Here is an 18,733-nt window from a genome sequence, read left to right as displayed (position 1 = left end):
GATAATTCCGCGGCTTTTCGTACATTATGCATTTGCGTTTGCGTATGAATCCACGATAGATGCAATGACAGCGCCAATTGCACCAGCAAATAAACAGGCGATGCCCCAACCACCAAGACCAGCACCCATTACTTCTATCTTATTATATGTAGCGATTAATAGAAGAATTAGTCCAGCTGCCATGAGAATAAAGTTTGGATAATAGCCGGTAAACTTTTCATTTGGTGTTGCTTTTAATAAAATGACACTCAACGCAACTGCCACGATAACTAAAATAATACCGATTGTAAAGACGGATTGAATCATGATTTCACCTCGTTAATATAAATATATCACTGACTATAGTTTACAGTTGAACAGTTATAAAGTCAATCAGCTCTTGTCTGAGGCCAGCTGAATTTTGACAAATTTATCTCGAATGAATTCTTCCTACTTGCCCATCCTCCAAGCGAACTTTAATACCATGCGGATGAAACTTGGAATTCGTTAATAAATCCTTTACAATCCCCGCTGTTGTCTTTCCTGTTCGTTGGTCTTTCTTTAACACAATATCAACTTCTAAACCTGGATAAACCTGATCACGATACCTACCATCCACTGTCATTTCTATGATGCCCCTTTCTTCGGATCTTATTTCTGGATGCCATATAAATCGTCAATTTTTTCGATCATAAAGACATGACTATCTTCTACCCCTTTATTATAGAACACGGGCGCAAGTTCCTCTACAAAAAAATCCAAGATGAGCATGGCAGCCAAATTGCCAATATCCTCTTCCCTTTCTTTTGCAAAATAATCCTGAATTAATCCAGTCAATTCATCTTTTTGTTGCTTGGTCAATTCAAACTTTGGTTTCATTTTATGCTCCTTTAGCGCTGAACGATTAGATTTAGTATATCACAGGTGCAAAAAAACCGTAAAATCAGAGACAAAAAAGAGGATTTTTTTCACGTCATGTTGAATAATTAGTATAGATGAGGGGGAAATATCATGATAACTTTTGAAGATTATACGTATGAACGGCCGAATTTACAGGAAGAGAAGGACAAGTTCAGCGGATTACTACAGGACTTTAAAGCTGCTGACTCATTCAATAAAGCTACCAAGGCAATGGAGGAAATTAATACCTTTCGCAATCGTTTGTCCACCCTTTCTGAATTGGTATATATCAGAGCTACAATTAATACAAATGATGCATTTTATCAAAAAGAACGGGATTTCTTTGATGAACTCGAACCTGAACTGCAAGCACTCAGTACGGAATTTTATAAAGCGTTAGTGAAATCTTCCTATCGCGAACAATTAGAGGCGCAATGGGGATCACAATTTTTTTCTATTGCAGATCTCGAGATTCAGTCTTTTTCGCCAGAAGTGATTCATTTACTGCAAAAAGAAAACAGACTATCATCAGAATACGCTAAACTAGTGGCTTCAGCAGAAGTGGAATTCCAAGGAGAAACCTATACTATTGCACAGCTTACACCATTCTCCCAAAATAAGGATCGCTCCACACGAAAAAAAGCTGTAGAGGCAAGTTTTGGATTCTATGAGGGACACGTAGCGAAGTTCGATGATATCTACGATCAGCTTGTAAAAACGCGTCATGAAATAGCGACAACATTAGGCTATAAAAACTTCGTTGAACTCGGCTATAAACGGATGCAGCGGATTGATTATGACGCAGAAATGGTTCATGTTTTCCGTAAACAAGTACGGGATTATGTTGTTCCGCTAGTCACAAAGTTATATGAGAAACAAGCGGAACGAATTGGTGTTGATGCCTTAAAGTTTTATGATGAAGGTTTCACATTTAAGTCTGGTAATGCGACACCAAAAGGTCCACCCGGATGGATTGTTGAAAATGGCACAAAAATGTACAGCGAACTATCAGCCGAAACGGATGCGTTCTTCCACTACATGCTGGATCGTAATCTAATGGATTTGGAAGCCAAAAAAGGGAAAGAATCTGGTGGGTATTGTACATTCATTGAAGATTACCAATCACCTTTTATCTTTTCTAATTTTAATGGGACTTCAGGCGACATCGATGTGCTCACACATGAAGCAGGTCACGCATTCCAGTTCTATTCCAGCCGAGATATAGCTGTCCCTGAATATCGCTTTCCAACAAGTGAAGCCGCAGAAATCCATTCGATGAGCATGGAATTTTTCACGTGGCCCTGGATGGAGCTTTTCTTTAAAGAAGATGCGGATAAATATAGATATTCCCATTTAGCTGATACACTACAATTCCTGCCATATGGTGTGGCTGTAGATGAATTCCAGCATTTGATCTATGAAAATCCAAACTGGACACCAGATGAACGTAAGGTTGCATGGAAGAAATTAGAAGAAACGTACCTCCCACATCGTGATTATGATGGGATCACCTATTTAGAGGCAGGAGCTTTCTGGCAGCGACAGAGCCATATTTATGAAATTCCATTTTATTATATTGATTACACACTCGCACAAGTCTGTGCTTTTCAGTTCTGGAAAAAGTCACGTGATGATCAGGAAAGTGCATGGCATGACTATTATCACTTATGCAAACTAGGTGGATCAAAACCGTTTCTCGAATTGGTGGAAGCAGCAAATCTTCGTTCTCCATTTGAAGAAGGCACAGTCGAATCTATTGTAAAAGCAGTTGACGATTGGTTAGATGCCATTGATGATAAAGCGTTATAACTTTTAATGATGCCAGACACCGGGTGAGTGTCTGGCATCATTTTGTGGCGCGCGAGTTTGCGCTGTTCTCTCCCGAGTTTGCTCCTCCCCCACAGCATATCCATTCAAAATATGATATTATGCTATATAGTATACATACAAAGGAGATCACTATGACATACAAGATACTTTTTCTCGATATCGATGGAACTATTTTAAAACCGGATCATACATATGATGATTCCACAAAAGAAGCCATTACGCAATTACAAAGCCAGGGAATAGAAGTCTTCATTTGTACAGGAAGGCCGCTTCATGAAGTCATGGAGCTTGCTGAAGAGCTTCATGTTGATTCTTACATTGGCTACAATGGCGCCTATGCTGTTTATCAAAATGAGACAATTATTGACGCGCCAATGGATGCTAAATCTGTGGAACAATTTCTACAAGTTGCTAAAGAAAACAATCATGAAATGGTTCTATATACAAATGGGAAAAATTATTTCACATCCCTTGATCAGCCATTTGTCCAAACTTTTATTGATACATTTCAGCTCCAACATAACGAATTGTATACCAATGAAACCGCGGATAAAACATTAGGTGTTACGGTTATGAATATAAATCATTCCGAAGAAAATCTTTACGAGATTGCGCCCAACCTTCGCATGTCTCAAGTCAACATTGCGGGCATCGAGAACAGTTACGATATCATCCGCACGAACGTAAATAAGGGCGAAGCGGTTGACCGTATTCTAGAACGTTTAAACATCACAAAAGAACAAGCCATTGCCTTTGGTGACGGCATGAACGATAAAGAAATGCTGTTGTCTGTCGGTGAAGGGTTTGCAATGGAGAATGGTGATCCTGAGCTTTTTCAATATGCTAAACATACCACGTCAGCTGTTACAAATTCGGGTATATTTAACGGATTAAAAACGTTGGGATTGGTAAAGTAGTGGTAGCAAAAAGGGATATCATAGCGATATCCCTTTTTTTATTAAAGTTTATTTGTTCACTTACTCTGCAAACGGGTCTTTATGATCGTATGCGTTATTGTGAATGACGTCAGAAACGAGATATTCATAAATATCATCAACAATCTCAATACCATCTTGTTCATATTTTTCCTGTTGAATGTCATTTGGTTGCCCAGGATATAATACTTTATCAAAACCTGCAGCAGGTTTAATATTGTTTAAGTCATCCATTGTTGTCGTAATGTTTTCCAAAAATCCTTCCATACTTGTAAAGAATTCTGGATTAATTACAATGTGCAACTGTCCAAGATTACGGTAGGCCGTTAAGTCCTCATACATGGAAGATACATTTTTACCAAATGGGAGTCCTAATAATACACCAGATAAAATATCAACCATCATCATCAATCCATAGCCTTTAGGTCCAGCTATTGGTAACAATGCTTGTACGTTAAATGGATCTGTTGTCGGCTCCCCATTTTTATCAACAGCCCAGTTATCTGGAATGGATTCATTTTTAGAACGAGCATGTAGGATTTTACCCCATGCTTGTACAGTTGTTGCCATATCTACAATAATATTTTTCCCTGTTTTACTTGGTGCAGCAAATGCAATCGGGTTTGTTCCATAATAAGCTTCAGCTCCGCCAAATGGTACAACCATTGGATCCGACTGACAAAGAGAAATACCAATCATTTTTTCGTTAGCAGCTTTTTGTACAAAATAAGAAAGTGCGCCACTGTGGCTCATTTTCTTTACACCTACAACCGCAACGCCATTTTCCTTGGCCATATTAATCGCTTCATCCATTGCCTTATCTGCCATGAAATGACCGACACCATTGTCACCATCAAAGACAGCGGTACTTGGACCAGTTTTTTCAAATTTGTATGCAGGATTTGTATTGATACCGCCCTTAGCGATCCGTTCTGCATAGTATTCGACCCGCATTGCACCGTGGGAATGAATTCCTCGTAAATCTGCATGTTCAAGCACATCTGCTGCAACAGCCGCATGTTCTTCCTGTAACCCGGCCTTTTGCAGTTTATTTTTTATTAATTTATTCAGCTCTTCTTTTGAAACTCTCATACGTGACACCTCTTATTTTCTTTTTGATCGCGTGTATTTTATCCTAATACACATTGAAAATGGTAAAAATACCGAGATATTTTTACCATTTTCATCTAAGTCAAATTCATTTTACATTTTAAAGTTCTGGATCTCTGTTACAATCTTTGGAGTAAATATAAGATAGCTTTTCTCTACCAACAGCGTAGCATGCTTGCTGTACGTATGGTCCCATAAAGATGTAGTCATCTTTTTTAACTGGAATCCATTCGTTATCCAAATTGTACAATCCTTCACCAGATAACAGATATGCACCATGCTCTTGTACGTGTGTTTCAATAAACGGATGAGAACCAGCAGGGTCAAACGTTAAGATATGGAAGTTCATATCGAAAGCCAAATCATCAGTTGGTAATAAATCCTGCAAGCGCATGTTAGTCATACCATCGTAATCTTCTTCAGGAATATCGTTTGTGTTACCTGTAACAATTTTTGGTTTTGCAACACCTTCTAGTGGCGTATATTTCTGTTTATAAAGGAATACTTTTGAATCCCCATCAACAAGGTTTTCAAATGCCAATTTTGTTCCTGCCGGGCAGTAAATATAGCCACCTTGTTCCAACTCATATTCTTCATTGTCTGCAGTAGCTTTTAATTTACCATCGATCACATAAAGAAATGATTGTACATCTGCTTGTCCAGCAAATCCTGTGTTTTTACCACCTTTGTGCATCGTGATAATATAATCGACAAAGCTTGCACCAAGTTTTGGTGAAGATAGGATAGATACGTCAGATTCTTCAAAGCCTGGAACAACGTTTTTCACTAGACCTTCTGGTGCGATCAACGCATACTTACCGTGTTTAATAATTGATCTTGATGATAATAAATCTTGTGGATAACCCATTATAATATCTCTCCTTTAGTTTTTCTTTTTAATAGAATGGTTTTCTATCTATTCTTTATAAGCTAATTCATAAAGCGTACCAATAAGAGCTTTAACCCCTTCCGCTAAATCAGCGGGTTCCGTGAATTCAGCTGGATTATGACTAATACCATCACGGCTTGGTACAAATAGCATAGCTGTTGGTATTTGTGGAGCAAATATTTGCGAATCATGTCCTGCACCACTGTGCATCAATTTATAATTTAAGCCATTTTCCTTACAATAGCCTTCCATTATATCGACAATCTCTTGATCCATTGGCACAGGATCTTCATCCATCCACATATTCACATCGAGCGTCACACCGTGCACCTTTGCCGTTTTACTTAAAATCTCATTCAATTCATCTGTAAAGCTGACCAGTGCGTCTTTATCCGTGTGGCGAATATCCAATGAGAATAATGCTTTTCCTGGAACAACATTAACCACATTTGGTGTCACATCAATTTCTCCAACTGTAGCGACCAGTGGATCACCATGTACTCTTGCTGCAGAAATAATTTCATATATCATCTGACTCGCAGCATAAACCGCGTCTTTTCGATAGCCCATTGGTGTCGTACCTGCATGGTTTGCCTGTCCGGTTAATTCGATATTGAATCTTCTCTGACCGACAATACTATGAACAACACCAACAGATTTCTTTTCACTTTCAAGGACATTACCTTGTTCAACATGAAGTTCAACAAATGCTTTTAAATCGTCCCGCATACCGACCTCTTCATCGCGGAATGCAAATCCGGCTCTGGTCATGGCATTAACAAATGGAACCCCATCTGAATCCTCCATTTTTTCAACATCTGCTTTTTTCGCTATACCGACAATGTTTTTCGACCCCCAGAGTCCATATGGAAAACGGCTTCCCTCTTCTTCTGCCATGGAAACCATTTCGAGATTGCGGAGTGGCTGACCGTATTTTTCTTTTAAATATTTAATTGCGATAAAGGCTGCTACAATACCATACTGTCCATCATAGTAGCCACCATTTCTAACTGTATCCACATGGGATCCAGACAAAACTGTTTCCTCAGGAAACTTCGAACCTTTTAATGTACCGAACAGGTTTCCAATCGCATCAAATGAGACATCTAAGCCTTCATTTTCCATCTCCCGTTCCAAGTACTTCTGGGCCTCGACCCATTCCTCCGAATAAAGGAAGCGGGTAATGCCGCCAGCAGGGTCTTTTCCATGAGAACCCAGCATTTCAAGCATGTTTACGATATCCTTGCTCAAATCCATTCTTGTCACCCTTTCTTGCTTCGTCTTCATATAACTACTTTTCTACTACTATTATAGCCTTTTCTATGCCTGAATCCTATGTAACATCTGGATAAAAACCAAAATCGTTATTGTTCATTTTGAATAAAAAAATGACTTTTCCCAACATCCCATTGTCACTTTTATACACTTTAAACGACCCATCTTACTTTACCCTTAATATGCCTGTCTTAACCTTAGTAATTGAGCACCTTTGCTTAATTTAAAAAGCCAAAGCGACTAGAATGGACGCTTTGGCTTTTTTCATAATACGCTAGCTGCGCGCTTTCTTTGGTTTTTCTTTCTCAGTCCCATAACGATCCCATGGAAATAAATTTTCCAGGATAAGCGCTAAAACAATTCCGACTAACAAGCCACTACTTACAAGCGGCCGGATCACGCTTGGCAATGTTAGAAAATAACTCGCCGGCATGGTCATAATAATGATTCCTACAAAGAGCGGAACAGATGACCGATAGACATTCGTCGTATTAAATGATACTTGGTTAAAAAACTGAAATGACGAATTTAATAGTAACAGATAACTTACAAACAATACGGCACTACCAATACTCAATGGCAGCCCGGAGAAAAATCCGCCTACTGACGGAATTAATCCCATCAATAAGAACATGAAACCACCAAGTATGAACGGAATTCGCTTAATAATACCCGTTTGGTTTAAGAATCCGATCGATGACACATATGGTGAATAAGGTACAAGTCCAAACAGTCCGGCTATAAGCGTTAAAACACCGGTAATCGTAAAGGATGAACGATACTGCTTATTCGTTGTCATCGACTGATACATTGCATCCGTCCCTTTTAATGCCCCAAATGTATTTGCCGTGTTTAATAAACCAGTTAAAACAACCGTTATAATGATACCGGTATTCCATGAAGGGTGCCCTAAAGGAAACAGTTCAAAATTAAATGATGATGCTTTTGCAGCAGGTTCCGAATCAAAAAAGATAACGAACAAAATCCATCCAAGAACGATACCAATCAGCAAGCTGTAACGTTTTATTGCCGACGGTGCTTTCACACTAATAATAATGACAATAATTGCGATTACAATCGACAATAAAGAAACAGATACATCTATCGCTCCCGATTCAGCATCGTTCCCAAAGGGAATTCCAAGCATTCCCTTCATGAAAATACCTACCAGCTGAACACCAAATAAAAACATAAATACGCCCATGACAGCAGGTGAAAATAGCTTTGCCAGATGTGGACCTGCGCCAGATAATCCGATGATCACTGTTATCGCCCCAGAGATCAATACACCAACCGTTAAACTACCTCCAAGCTCTTGCAATGGTACACCTTGAGCAACGGCAGTATTAACCAGTGTTAAAATCACACCCCACCACAGCCCGGATTGTCCTTCCATGATTGCACGCTTATGACCTATAAATGCCTGAAGCATACAAGCAATCCCTGTCACAATAAAGGAAAGTTGAAGCATGGAAACAATCGTTTCCTGTGGAAGATTAAATGCGGCCCCAACTGTGATCGGTATAACAATGATATTGGTAAAAATGAAAAAGAGCCATTGTAACCCTGAAAACCAGTTACTTGATTTTAATAATTCTTTCATAATAGACACCAGCCTTTTATTCGAAAAACCTTAAGTAAATAAATCAATAGTAAAAGTATACAACAAAATAAACACCATCGTAACTTACATATTGGAAGTTTAGCGAGGTGTGATTCTATTGTTAAAAAGTATGTAAAATAAGCTAAATAATTATAATCTATTTTACACCGACCTTCAAATTATAATGCGTTTGAACAAATAAGTCATTGGTTAAAGTGCATAATTCAATTAACCTCTTTTGTTTACTTGTTACATTAAACAAGTTATAATTCCTTTGGACGACCTTTATCAAGGGGGATATAATATGAAAACAGTAAACGATTTGTTCATACTAGAAGGGATGAAAGATTGCAAGGTTTTGGCGGGCCACAGAGGCTTGACGCGAAACGTACAATCTGTAAATATATCTGATACACCAGACGTGATTGATTTTTTAAACAAAAATGATTTATTACTAACAACTGCCTATGCTTTTAAAGATGATACACAAAAGCTACTCGATTTAATCCAACAGATGCATGATTTAAATTGTTCAGGTATCGTCATTAAAGTTTATCGATTTTTAAAGGAATTGCCAAATGAAGTGAAGTTACTTGCAGATGACCTAGCCTTTCCTATCATCGATTTACCTACGGAAAATACTTTAGGTGATGTATCCCGTCATATCTTAAACTATTTAAATGACCATGAGGCGGAGCAGCTATATTATGCCATCCATGTTCAAAGGGAATTTTCAAACATGATGATTAGAGGATATAGCTTGCCTTCACTTGTAGAACAGCTTGGACATTTTCTATCGCGACCAACTATTTTATTAAACCACCGCGGAGAACTAATTGCCCATAGCTATGATTTTCGTAAGGATTCGATGCAGTTGGTGGAAAAGGAAATCATTCAACATACGAAGGATGATCTCGCTCGTGCTCGAAAAGGAGTTACGTTTAACCTACCATCCGATGAACTACAATCGGTTACGACTTTCCCGGTGCAAACAAAACGTCAGTATCCAAGCATGCTTGTTATTATTGATTCAGCAACAATGCCCTATCCATCGTCGCAAATGGCGATTGAACAGGCTGGAAACGTCATTTCATTTACAATGATTAAAGAACAATCTATCGAAGAAAACTCCAGGCTATTGAAAAATAACTTTTTTGCTGATTTAATCGAAAAACGAATTGTATCAGAGGAAGAGATCACAAGCCGGGCAAGTTATTATGGACTAGAAAAAAATATGGAAAGTATATGCATTGTATGTAACGTGGATACGGAAGACGAAAAATATGAAACACTGCGATTACACGAAAAAAAGGTAGGAGAATTACACAACAGCATTTATGACCAGCTTGAGGACGAAATCATTGATGGAGAAATGCAAGCAACCTTATTTACAAAGGAAAAATACTTTGTGATGATGCTACAATTTACCAATTATACAGAGGAAGAAATGAAAAAGGTTACAGCGTTCATCGAAAAGGCGCAAAGAAATATTCAGGAAGACTTTTCTGTCTCATTCGGGGTAAGTAACTTAATTCATACACTTACGGACATTCCTGTCGCCTATCAGGAAGCAGTTGAAGCAATAACAAATGGCTACGAACTTAAAATGAAGGGCTTCATCAACTTTTATAAAACAAGGGAAATCAAGGAATTACTCAACACCATTCCCAGAAAAGATATCAAATCGTTGTATGAAAATACGCTGAAGTCACTGGCGTATCCAGAAACAAAAGAGGAATTAGAATTAGTGAAAACGATCGAGGTATACTTGGACTGTCAATGTGAAATCTCGGAAACATCCAGAAAACTTTTCATTCATCGTAATACGGTAAAATACAGAATCCAGAAGACGGAAGAAATGCTCCATTGTTCATTCCGGGATCCAGCCGACTCATTGAAAGTACGCGTTGCTTTAATGATTGGAACGATTCTAAAAGAAGAGGAAGAAGCATAAAAAAATGGTCATTTACACTTAGGTAAATGGCCATTTTTTAATTAACCTGTCCACTGGGTAAGCTGTGCAATAATCAGGGCAACAATCGATAGTCCCATAAAACATAAGAACAACGGACCATAAAATCGAACCCATTTTTGCCAAGAAACGCCAGCAATAGCTAATGCCGCCATAAAGTATCCAGATGTTGGAAACAAAATATGTGCAAATCCATCACCTAATTGGAACGCAAGTACTGCTGTTTGTCTTGTGACACCAATCAAGTCTGATAATGGTGCCATAATCGGCATAGTGACTAATGCCTGTCCACTTCCGGATGGGATGATAAAGTTGATAATCAACTGTACCAAATACATCCCGACCGCACCAAATACTGCAGGTAGCTCACCAACCGCTGAACCCAGGCTGTGTACGATCGTGTCCATGATCTGACCATCTTCCAACACAACAGCAACTGCCCGTGCTATTCCTATGATAATAGCACCCATTAATACATCTCGAAATCCTTTATTAAATCCTTCCGCAATTTCAGTCGTATTTAAGCCAGCAATTAGACCAACGACAATTCCCATAATAATAAACAATCCGGCCATTTCTATCATAAACCAGCCCTTGGCAAGTACACCATACACTAAAATAGCGAAGAAAATAAATGTCGCCATAGCAGCATATTTTTGTCTCGTTGACATTGTCATTTCCTCAACTTGATTCGCATGCTGATGAAGTGCTCTTTTTTCTTGATCATCCTCATAAACAAAGCTTGCAGTTGGGTCCTTCTTAACCTTTATTGCATAACGCATAATAAATAAAACAGCTAACGCGATGGCTACAATAAATAACGTCAAACGAAAACCTGCACCTGAGAAAACAGGTAATCCAGATATTTTTTGTGCCAACCCAGTATTAATTGGATTAAGTACCCCTGCAGTAAAACCAATCACTGTTCCGCATAACGCGATCGCTGCAGCAACAATCGAGTCATAACCAAGCGCAATCATCAGTGGCAAAATGACCGGTATATAAACCAAACATAATTCCGGTGTGCCAATTACTGTCGCAATCGCCGCAAAGACCACCGTAAGCAATGGTATAAGCAACAGACTTTTACTCGCAAACTTCTTCGCTAACTTATCCACACCGATCTCAATAATTCCGGTACGACGCAACACCATGAACATGCCGCCAATAATAAATGTAAAGAATACAACTTCTCCTGCATCGATTAGCCCTCTCGGTATGACGGTTAGAAAATCAACAGGACCTACCGGATTTTGCTCTACTACCGTATAGGAATTCGCATCAATCGTTTCGCGCCCCTCTGGCCCAGGAACGCGATCATATTCACCGGCAGGTATAATATACGTCGCAACGGCCGCAATTGCGCTAAACAGAAATAAAATAACATAAATATGCGGCATTTCAAACTTCTTTTTCTTCTTCGCTTCCTTTTGCATATAATTTCACCCTTTTGCTATATTGAATGAGCCTTCTCCCAAGACCTTCCTTCTATAAATGCTGCATAATAGAAACACTATGTATGCGATTCCAGACAGGTATATATAGCTTAATGTAATCTGACTTTCAAGTAAATGGCTGATAAGCCAAAGTTCGAGTTGGAAATGTTGCAAGCTGGACAGCCGTTAACCCCTTTTTGTTCACTATAAACAATGCGTTATACAAATTAAATCAAAATCGTTCCTTTCATGTAGCTTAGAAACAACAAAAAGGCTGTCCCAATATATATGGAACAACCTTCTTGTTTTTTATATAGTTATGTTTATGCTGCTGTTTTACGTGGCGTTTCTTTCAGGAACATCATGATGACCATCCCTATTCCAAGCACAACAACGGCAGAATAAAACCCAGAACTCATACTTCCCGTCATGTCTGCAAGAATACCAGTAAAGAACGGGCAGATTACAGAAGAAATCATCCCGATAAAGTTATATGTGCTATAAGCAACCCCATACATTTCCGGCTCTGCATTCTCAGAAACAGTAGCAATGAGAAGCGGGTCTAAAGCAAGCTTTCCAAAAATACCATAAAAAATCAATGATACGATAAGTAGTGGAATACTTTCCATATACACTGTTGCCCATAACGCAATGGCAGCCATTGGAAGCATAAAAAAGGCAAATGGTTTTTTCTTACCCATCTTATCGATAAAATGACTAAATAGTAATGCACTCGGAATCGACGTCAAGGGCACCAGTGCAGAGATTAATCCAACCTGACTTCCTGAAAAACCACGTTCAGACACCAAATATAGCGGTAACCATGTAACAATAACCGTGAAACCATAGATGGAACAAAATAATACTAAAAATACAACAAGCAAGTTGCGATTTTTAAATAAGGAAATTACGGATCCCTTTGGTTTCGGTGTTGGAGATTCCTCTCCAACGACTTCTGGCTGCTTTTTCCTATCGTCCTTTACCAGAACATTGATCAAGATCCCTACCAAAACAGTCAACGTACCGAAAATATAAAAAGCTATTTTCCAGTCATAACCCCAGTCCAATACTAATGTACTTGACACTACAAACCCTAAGGCAATCCCTACTCCTGCGCCACTGTTAATAATTGCACTCCCTAGAGTCCTATGTTTCGTTGGTATCGCCTCTGCAGACAGGGCAAACTGTGGACCATAATAGGTGGACGACGAAAGTCCCGCAAGCGCTCGCGCAACAATAAAGCCTGTAAATCCTGCCATTAATCCGCTTAAACCTGTAAATAATCCAAAACAAATGAAACCAATTACAATAAACCTTTTCTTCCCATATTTATCCGCTAATGAGCCGGCAGGGATTTGTGCAAACGTATAAGTTAAAAAGAAAATACTATTGACAAGCCCTAGTTGCGTATTATTAAGGTCGTACTCCAGTCCAATATTCCCTAAAATGGGATTCAGAAAGTATTTGCTCGCATTCAATAACATCCACCCAAAAGTAAAAGCAATTACTGCCTTCCACCAATATGGCATTTTAGATTTAGATTCATGCTGCGTTTTTTCTATCTCTTCTGCTTCCTTCACTATGTAATGCTCCCCCTTTGATTGAAATACATATTCTCTCATTTCATGGGGTTAACTTTCATCAAGTCTACCCCATGAAAATTTATCCATAATAGTAGTTTAATTGAAAATCGTCAGAAGATCATTATCTGTAATGAACAAAACGTACTTCGGGAACCTTCCACTCTAAACCACCATGTGATATATGTTGTTGTATATGGACAGTTAATTGTTCACTTTGCACATAGATCTATCTAATTAAAAAGATTCCAACATCCCATAAGAGGATGTTGGAATCTTTTTGTGTATTATTGTTGATCAGCGATTATCTTTCCATCATTATAAACAACATCACCATTTACGATTGTTGTTTTCACGTTTCCTTTGAATGTTTTTCCTACATAGGCAGAATGTTGATGACGATAGAATAGATCTTCATTCTTCAGTTCAAAGCTTTCATTTAGATTAACAAGTGTTAGATCGGCATCATAATCAACAGCGATCGTTCCCTTATTAGCAATTCCAAATCGTTTTGCTGGATTTGCTGAAGTAAGTTCGACTATCTTTTCAAGCGGAATATTTCGTTTGAAATAACCCTCTGTTAACAAAATATTTAAAAGTGACTGTGCACCAGAAATACCGCCCCAGCCCTCAAAATAGTTATCTGTTATAGTTTTCATATCTGCTGGTGCTGGTGAATGATCTGATCCAATAACATTGATCTCGCCATTTGCTACAGCTGCCCATAGGTCTTCTACTTCATCTTCGTCTCTCAGTGGTGGCATACATTTGGCCAGACCACCTTTTTCTTCTAAATCTTTTACTGTCAACGCTAAATAATGTGGGCATGTTTCCACAGTTACATCGACACCACGTGCTTTAGCCTGATTGATGACTTCTACGACTTTACGACTGCTTGCATGTACAATATGCAATTTACAACCTGTTGCTTCTGCATAAGAAATAATTCTTCTTACCGCTTCAATCTCAGAAATAACTGGTCTTGATTCGACAAAGTCCCTCGCAGTTGTTTTACCTTGGCTTTGTTTTTCTGCTGCAAGCTGGTCACAAATAACAGTGCTCTCAGCGTGTACAGCAAGTAGTGAACCGAATGAAGCAATTTCTTTCATCCCTTTATAAAGGGTTTCATCATCCGCATTATCAAAATCAGCAATACCGCTTGGTGACATAAATGCTTTAAATCCGATCACACCATTTTCATGTAGTTCTTTTAAATCCGCAATATTTTGCGGAACAAGTCCACCCCAGAATCTTGGATTTACGATCGACTTTTCATCAGCAAGTGAACTTTTCAGTTTCAGGTTCTCTTTATTAATGGTTGGTGGTGTGCTATTTAATGGCATATCAAAGAATGTCGTTGCACCACCAGCAGCTAACGCTCTACTACCTGTTGCAAGACCTTCCCATTCGGCTCTTCCAGGTTCATTAAAGTGGACATGTGAGTCAATTAGCCCCGGAAAAACGTGAAGTCCTGCTGCATCAATTTCCTTATCAGCAGTTGCTTCAATTGTTTGATCAGCAGCTACTTGTTTAATTTTTCCGTCCTTAACAGCGATAGATCCTTTTATCGTTGCATCAGCAGTAACGATCGTACCGTTTTTAATAATTAAATCATAATCAGCCATGTGGCACTCCTCCATTTATTCGTTTTTTACTGTTTTACTTAAGCTGTTTTCGTATACCTTGTTGCTATTGATATAAACTGCGACATCATTGCGTTCCTTGCTTATCGCTTCGGAAATACACTACGCTTTCCGCGGGCTCGCTCTGAGCTTTCCCGCAGGAGTCTACGTGTATTTCCTTCGCTAACATAGTTTTTGACAATAATTAAATTGCTCTTAACTATGATGATAGTTGTTTGGAGCGAAGGACCGTTGACTCCTGCGGGACAGCACGTGTCTGAAGACCCCGCAGAGTGGTTTGCTCGAGGAGGCTGAAGCCGTGCCCGCGGAAAGCAACGGTCCGTAGCGGAAAATAACTGGCATATACTTCGCAGTTCATACCTCTTTTAAGTTTTAAGTTTCATTACTTATATAAACAACAAATTTTCCGATGGGCCGAACCCACCGCACTCTATTGGAAAACAGTCTTTATTTATTATCGTTAGCGGACATTAATTTACCTTTCGGGTTACCAACGATACCTTGTTCAAGATCATAAACAACATTTCCACGTAGGATTGTTTTTGTCACGCGACAGTCAATTTCTCTACCTTCGTACGCGCTGTGTTTGTTTTTATAGTAAAGGTCTTCTCTTTTCAATGTGTAAGAACTGTTCGGGTCTACTAAAATAATATCCGCATCTTTCGCAACAGAGATCTCACCTTTATTTGGTAAATTGAAACGTTTTGACGGATTCGTTGCAATTAAATCAACAAATTTATTAATGGATAACCCACGCTGTTTTACTGCTAAATCAAACATAATATCCACGTTATTTTGTGCGCCACTGATGCCGCCCCATGCCTCGAAAAGGTTACCTTCTTTTAAGTCTTCCGTACATGGTGAATGATCGGATGTTAGCCAATCAATATTACCAGCCATTAGCTCGTCCCATAGTTTTGCTTGATCTTTTGCTTTTCTTAATGGTGGTTGACATTTCGCTCGTGGACCAATTTCCGCTACATCTTCTGCAGTAAGCGCTAAGTAATGTGTACACGTTTCTACCGTAACATCGACACCTTCTCTTCGTGCCTGTGTAATAGCTTGAATTGCTTCGGATGTACTGATATGCACTAGATGTAGTTTACATCCTGTTTCTTTGGCAAATAACAATGCACGCTGAACTGCTTCTACTTCCGTAAATATCGGACGTGAATCCACATAATCCATCGCAGTTGTTCTACCTTCCCTCATCATTTCTTCCGAGAGTTTTGAAGTTACCGAAGGGTTTTCTGCATGAATACAAAGTATATGACCCAATTCAGCTAATTTTTGCATTCCTTTATATAACGTATAATCGTCTACATTTACAAAGTCATCCGGAATATCACTCGTGATATCTGATAGGAAGCATTTGAAAGCCTGTACACCCGCATCAGACAATTCTTGTAGCTTGTCCAAGTTATCTGGAACAAGTCCACCATAAAAGGAGTAATCGACATAGTTCTGATCGATTGCTGCTTCCAATTTAAGATCGAGAGCTGCTTTATTTGTTGTTGCTGGCAACGCGTTTAAAGGCATTTCTACATAACTTGTTGTTCCACCTGCTGCAAGTGACTTAGAGCCCGTTTCGAAGCCTTCCCATTCTGTCCGCCCAGGTTCACTAATATGAACGTGGGTATCAATCATACCAGGCATAACAAATTGACCATTTGCATTAATTACTTCTTTAGCATCATCTGTAATTTGTTCAGCGATGCAGGCAATCTTTTCATCTTTTATTCCAATATCTGCTGTTACCACGCTATCACGTAATACAACATTTCCACCTTTAATAACTAAATCGTAAGTCATATTCATTCTCCTTTGGTATATTTATTTTAACCTTGCATTACCTTATCAGGTTTTTCAACTTTGTTTAATGGTGTTTTTTGCAAGTTTTTTTTTAACCTTGCGCGTTCAAGAACTGTGTAGAGAATAAAGGCTGATATGATCCCTACAAACCATGACATCTGATAAAGCGCATCGAAAAACGGTACAAACATGCCAATTAAAGAAAGCACACCCGCAACAATTGTTGTTACGATCGCATTCACGTTAAAGCCATTTTGATAATTATACTTCCCATTATGTGAATACAATTCTTTTAAGTCGATTTCTTTTTTTGATATCATAAAATATTGCGCCAGCATTACGCCAGTAATTGGTGCCAAGAGACCCGCGACAATGTTTAAGAATGTAAAGATACTAGTTGAATTCTCCATTAGTTTCCATGGCATAACGAGTATACCGATGATAGCTGCAATTGTTGCACCTGACTTAAAGGTAAGTTTTTTTGGAAATAATGAAGCCAATTGATAACCTGCTGGAACAATATTTCCAGTCACGTTTACAGATAATGTTGTTAAACATAATGTCAGTACAGATATTCCAATTGCAAACGCACCATCAAATCGAGCTACAACATCCAGCACGTTCCAAATCGGTGTACCAAAAGCAATTTCGGAACCTACAATAATAGAAATACTTGCAACAGCAAATAATAAATAGGTCACAATTAACCCTAACGGCTGTCCAATCGCTTGTTCCTTCGTGGAACGAGACAACCTCGTAAAGTCCGAAACACTGACCATTGGCGCTGCCCATGCTGCAATAACTGCAGTGATTGCACCGATAAAGACAACAAAACCATTCCCACTAATTCCTGTTCCACTGTAACTTAGGATTGGACCAATACCGCCTGCTAAGTTAATAGCCCAGATCGCCATTCCACCAAAAACAATATATACCAGCGGAGAAAGAATGTTGGTAAATTTACCTAAAAAGTCCATTCCTCCATAAATTAACGCAACATTAAATGCCCAGAATAGAAGGAATGATATGAGTGCAGGTAATGTCAATCCGAAAAAGTTCCAATCGCCGCCTAATGCCAAATACGATGGCCACATTTTCCCGATTAATATAGATAATGCCTGACTTCCCGCATAAGTCTGGAAACCGAACCACATAATTGCTGCAATAACACCTCTTAGTACGCCAGGTATCATCGATCCTTTATTCCCGTAAGAAGATCTGAGAAGCATTGCAAATGGCAATCCATACTTTGATCCAGCATGTCCATTCATCACCATCACCAATGCCAAAATGATAGATGCTGCCATTATTGCCGAAAATACTTGTCCGACCGATAACCCAATTGCAAAGAGACCACCGATTGCAATATAATTAGGGATATTATGCACAGATCCCATCCAAACAGTTGCGAAATTTCCTATATTCCAAGTCCTATCCTTGTCCTTTGTTGGTAAAACATCTTCACTGAAGCCCGCTTCCTTAAAGGCTTCACGATTAATATTGTCCAAAGGAATACCCCCTAAATTCAATTAAATGTACTATGTTTATTGTTTACTTTTTCAAACCATTCAACAGTATACAACAATAAACGCACTTTTGTCTTTAGGTTGATTGGACAAAACGACTAGCATGAGTTAGCTAGACTGCATGATTCATTGAAATAAGTTGTATATAATGAACTGTCATTTGTTCACAATGCACAAAAAGAAATTTCTTCATGTAGGTTTACTTTCATTGATAACTTTGGCATAAAGCTTATCATCTCGTTC

The 18,733-nt window shown here is 38.8% G+C and carries 15 protein-coding genes; 3 read left to right on the top strand and 12 right to left on the bottom strand.

The window, feature by feature from the left end; genetic code table 11:
• Positions 1-24: 24 nt before the first annotated feature.
• From JOC34_RS20915 to JOC34_RS20905, 3 genes are all read right to left on the bottom strand, one after another.
• On the bottom strand, positions 25-306 hold the full coding sequence (locus tag JOC34_RS20915) for a hypothetical protein (RefSeq protein WP_205138742.1): 282 nt from the start codon (positions 304-306) through the stop codon (positions 25-27).
• A 103-nt stretch (positions 307-409) separates the two neighbouring features.
• Positions 410-604: a YwbE family protein gene (locus JOC34_RS20910; protein ID WP_205138741.1), complete on the bottom strand. Its 195-nt coding sequence runs from the start codon at positions 602-604 to the stop codon at positions 410-412.
• Between the two features lie 26 nt (positions 605-630).
• A complete protein-coding gene (locus JOC34_RS20905) occupies positions 631-858 on the bottom strand; it encodes a DUF2164 domain-containing protein (protein WP_205138740.1) in 228 nt (75 codons plus the stop codon).
• 132 nt (positions 859-990) lie between these two features.
• Here JOC34_RS20905 and JOC34_RS20900 point away from each other — a divergent pair, with 132 nt between their 5' ends.
• Complete coding sequence (locus tag JOC34_RS20900; RefSeq protein WP_205138739.1) at positions 991-2,688, top strand: M3 family oligoendopeptidase; 1,698 nt, start codon at positions 991-993, stop codon at positions 2,686-2,688.
• Positions 2,689-2,840: 152 nt separating this feature from the next.
• Positions 2,841-3,626 (top strand): HAD family hydrolase, encoded by a 786-nt coding sequence (locus tag JOC34_RS20895; protein WP_205138738.1) that lies wholly within the window; start codon positions 2,841-2,843, stop codon positions 3,624-3,626.
• A 60-nt stretch (positions 3,627-3,686) separates the two neighbouring features.
• Here the strand turns inward: JOC34_RS20895 and allD are convergent, their stop codons facing one another.
• The 4 genes from allD to JOC34_RS20875 all read right to left on the bottom strand — a co-directional run bounded on the left by allD (position 3,687) and on the right by JOC34_RS20875 (position 8,521).
• Complete coding sequence (gene allD / locus JOC34_RS20890) at positions 3,687-4,736, bottom strand: ureidoglycolate dehydrogenase (RefSeq protein ID WP_205138737.1); 1,050 nt, start codon at positions 4,734-4,736, stop codon at positions 3,687-3,689.
• Positions 4,737-4,854: 118 nt separating this feature from the next.
• On the bottom strand, positions 4,855-5,622 hold the full coding sequence (gene allE, locus JOC34_RS20885) for a (S)-ureidoglycine aminohydrolase (protein ID WP_205138736.1): 768 nt from the start codon (positions 5,620-5,622) through the stop codon (positions 4,855-4,857).
• Positions 5,623-5,670: 48 nt separating this feature from the next.
• Positions 5,671-6,900: an allantoate deiminase gene (gene allC / locus JOC34_RS20880; protein WP_205138735.1), complete on the bottom strand. Its 1,230-nt coding sequence runs from the start codon at positions 6,898-6,900 to the stop codon at positions 5,671-5,673.
• Between the two features lie 292 nt (positions 6,901-7,192).
• Entirely contained in the window at positions 7,193-8,521 is a 1,329-nt protein-coding gene (locus JOC34_RS20875) for a uracil/xanthine transporter (protein WP_205138734.1), read from the bottom strand.
• 304 nt (positions 8,522-8,825) lie between these two features.
• On the opposite strand from JOC34_RS20875, the gene JOC34_RS20870 reads away from it, so the two are divergent.
• Complete coding sequence (locus tag JOC34_RS20870) at positions 8,826-10,475, top strand: PucR family transcriptional regulator (RefSeq protein ID WP_205138733.1); 1,650 nt, start codon at positions 8,826-8,828, stop codon at positions 10,473-10,475.
• Positions 10,476-10,516: 41 nt separating this feature from the next.
• Here JOC34_RS20870 and JOC34_RS20865 read toward each other — a convergent pair whose 3' ends face one another.
• The 5 genes from JOC34_RS20865 to allW all read right to left on the bottom strand — a co-directional run bounded on the left by JOC34_RS20865 (position 10,517) and on the right by allW (position 18,472).
• On the bottom strand, positions 10,517-11,929 hold the full coding sequence (locus JOC34_RS20865; RefSeq protein WP_239544644.1) for a YfcC family protein: 1,413 nt from the start codon (positions 11,927-11,929) through the stop codon (positions 10,517-10,519).
• Positions 11,930-12,252: 323 nt separating this feature from the next.
• Positions 12,253-13,509, bottom strand: a complete 1,257-nt coding sequence (locus JOC34_RS20860; protein ID WP_338062705.1) for an MFS transporter — start codon at positions 13,507-13,509, stop codon at positions 12,253-12,255.
• Positions 13,510-13,796: 287 nt separating this feature from the next.
• Positions 13,797-15,134, bottom strand: coding sequence for an allantoinase (locus tag JOC34_RS20855; protein WP_205138731.1), 1,338 nt, complete (start codon positions 15,132-15,134; stop codon positions 13,797-13,799).
• Between the two features lie 465 nt (positions 15,135-15,599).
• Complete coding sequence (gene allB / locus JOC34_RS20850) at positions 15,600-16,964, bottom strand: allantoinase AllB (RefSeq protein WP_205138730.1); 1,365 nt, start codon at positions 16,962-16,964, stop codon at positions 15,600-15,602.
• Positions 16,965-16,990: 26 nt separating this feature from the next.
• Positions 16,991-18,472: an allantoin permease gene (allW, locus tag JOC34_RS20845; RefSeq protein WP_205138729.1), complete on the bottom strand. Its 1,482-nt coding sequence runs from the start codon at positions 18,470-18,472 to the stop codon at positions 16,991-16,993.
• Positions 18,473-18,733: the final 261 nt, after the last annotated feature.

Origin of the sequence: Virgibacillus halotolerans (assembly GCF_016908515.1) — a bacterium.
GTDB lineage: Bacteria > Bacillota > Bacilli > Bacillales > Amphibacillaceae > Virgibacillus_M > Virgibacillus_M halotolerans.
Note: the sequence above shows the minus strand (reverse complement) of the source record. Positions and strands in the feature narration are given on the sequence as shown.

Excerpts from the sequence above, each read along its gene's own strand:
- JOC34_RS20915 (WP_205138742.1), bottom strand. The coding sequence starts at position 306 with ATGATTCAATCCGTCTTTACAATCGGTATTATTTTAGTTATCGTGGCA.
- JOC34_RS20910 (WP_205138741.1), bottom strand. The coding sequence starts at position 604 with ATGACAGTGGATGGTAGGTATCGTGATCAGGTTTATCCAGGTTTAGAA.
- JOC34_RS20905 (WP_205138740.1), bottom strand. The coding sequence starts at position 858 with ATGAAACCAAAGTTTGAATTGACCAAGCAACAAAAAGATGAATTGACT.
- JOC34_RS20900 (WP_205138739.1), top strand. The coding sequence starts at position 991 with ATGATAACTTTTGAAGATTATACGTATGAACGGCCGAATTTACAGGAA.
- JOC34_RS20895 (WP_205138738.1), top strand. The coding sequence starts at position 2,841 with ATGACATACAAGATACTTTTTCTCGATATCGATGGAACTATTTTAAAA.
- allD (WP_205138737.1), bottom strand. The coding sequence starts at position 4,736 with ATGAGAGTTTCAAAAGAAGAGCTGAATAAATTAATAAAAAATAAACTG.
- allE (WP_205138736.1), bottom strand. The coding sequence starts at position 5,622 with ATGGGTTATCCACAAGATTTATTATCATCAAGATCAATTATTAAACAC.
- allC (WP_205138735.1), bottom strand. The coding sequence starts at position 6,900 with ATGGATTTGAGCAAGGATATCGTAAACATGCTTGAAATGCTGGGTTCT.
- JOC34_RS20875 (WP_205138734.1), bottom strand. The coding sequence starts at position 8,521 with ATGAAAGAATTATTAAAATCAAGTAACTGGTTTTCAGGGTTACAATGG.
- JOC34_RS20870 (WP_205138733.1), top strand. The coding sequence starts at position 8,826 with ATGAAAACAGTAAACGATTTGTTCATACTAGAAGGGATGAAAGATTGC.
- JOC34_RS20865 (WP_239544644.1), bottom strand. The coding sequence starts at position 11,929 with ATGCAAAAGGAAGCGAAGAAGAAAAAGAAGTTTGAAATGCCGCATATT.
- JOC34_RS20855 (WP_205138731.1), bottom strand. The coding sequence starts at position 15,134 with ATGGCTGATTATGATTTAATTATTAAAAACGGTACGATCGTTACTGCT.
- allB (WP_205138730.1), bottom strand. The coding sequence starts at position 16,964 with ATGACTTACGATTTAGTTATTAAAGGTGGAAATGTTGTATTACGTGAT.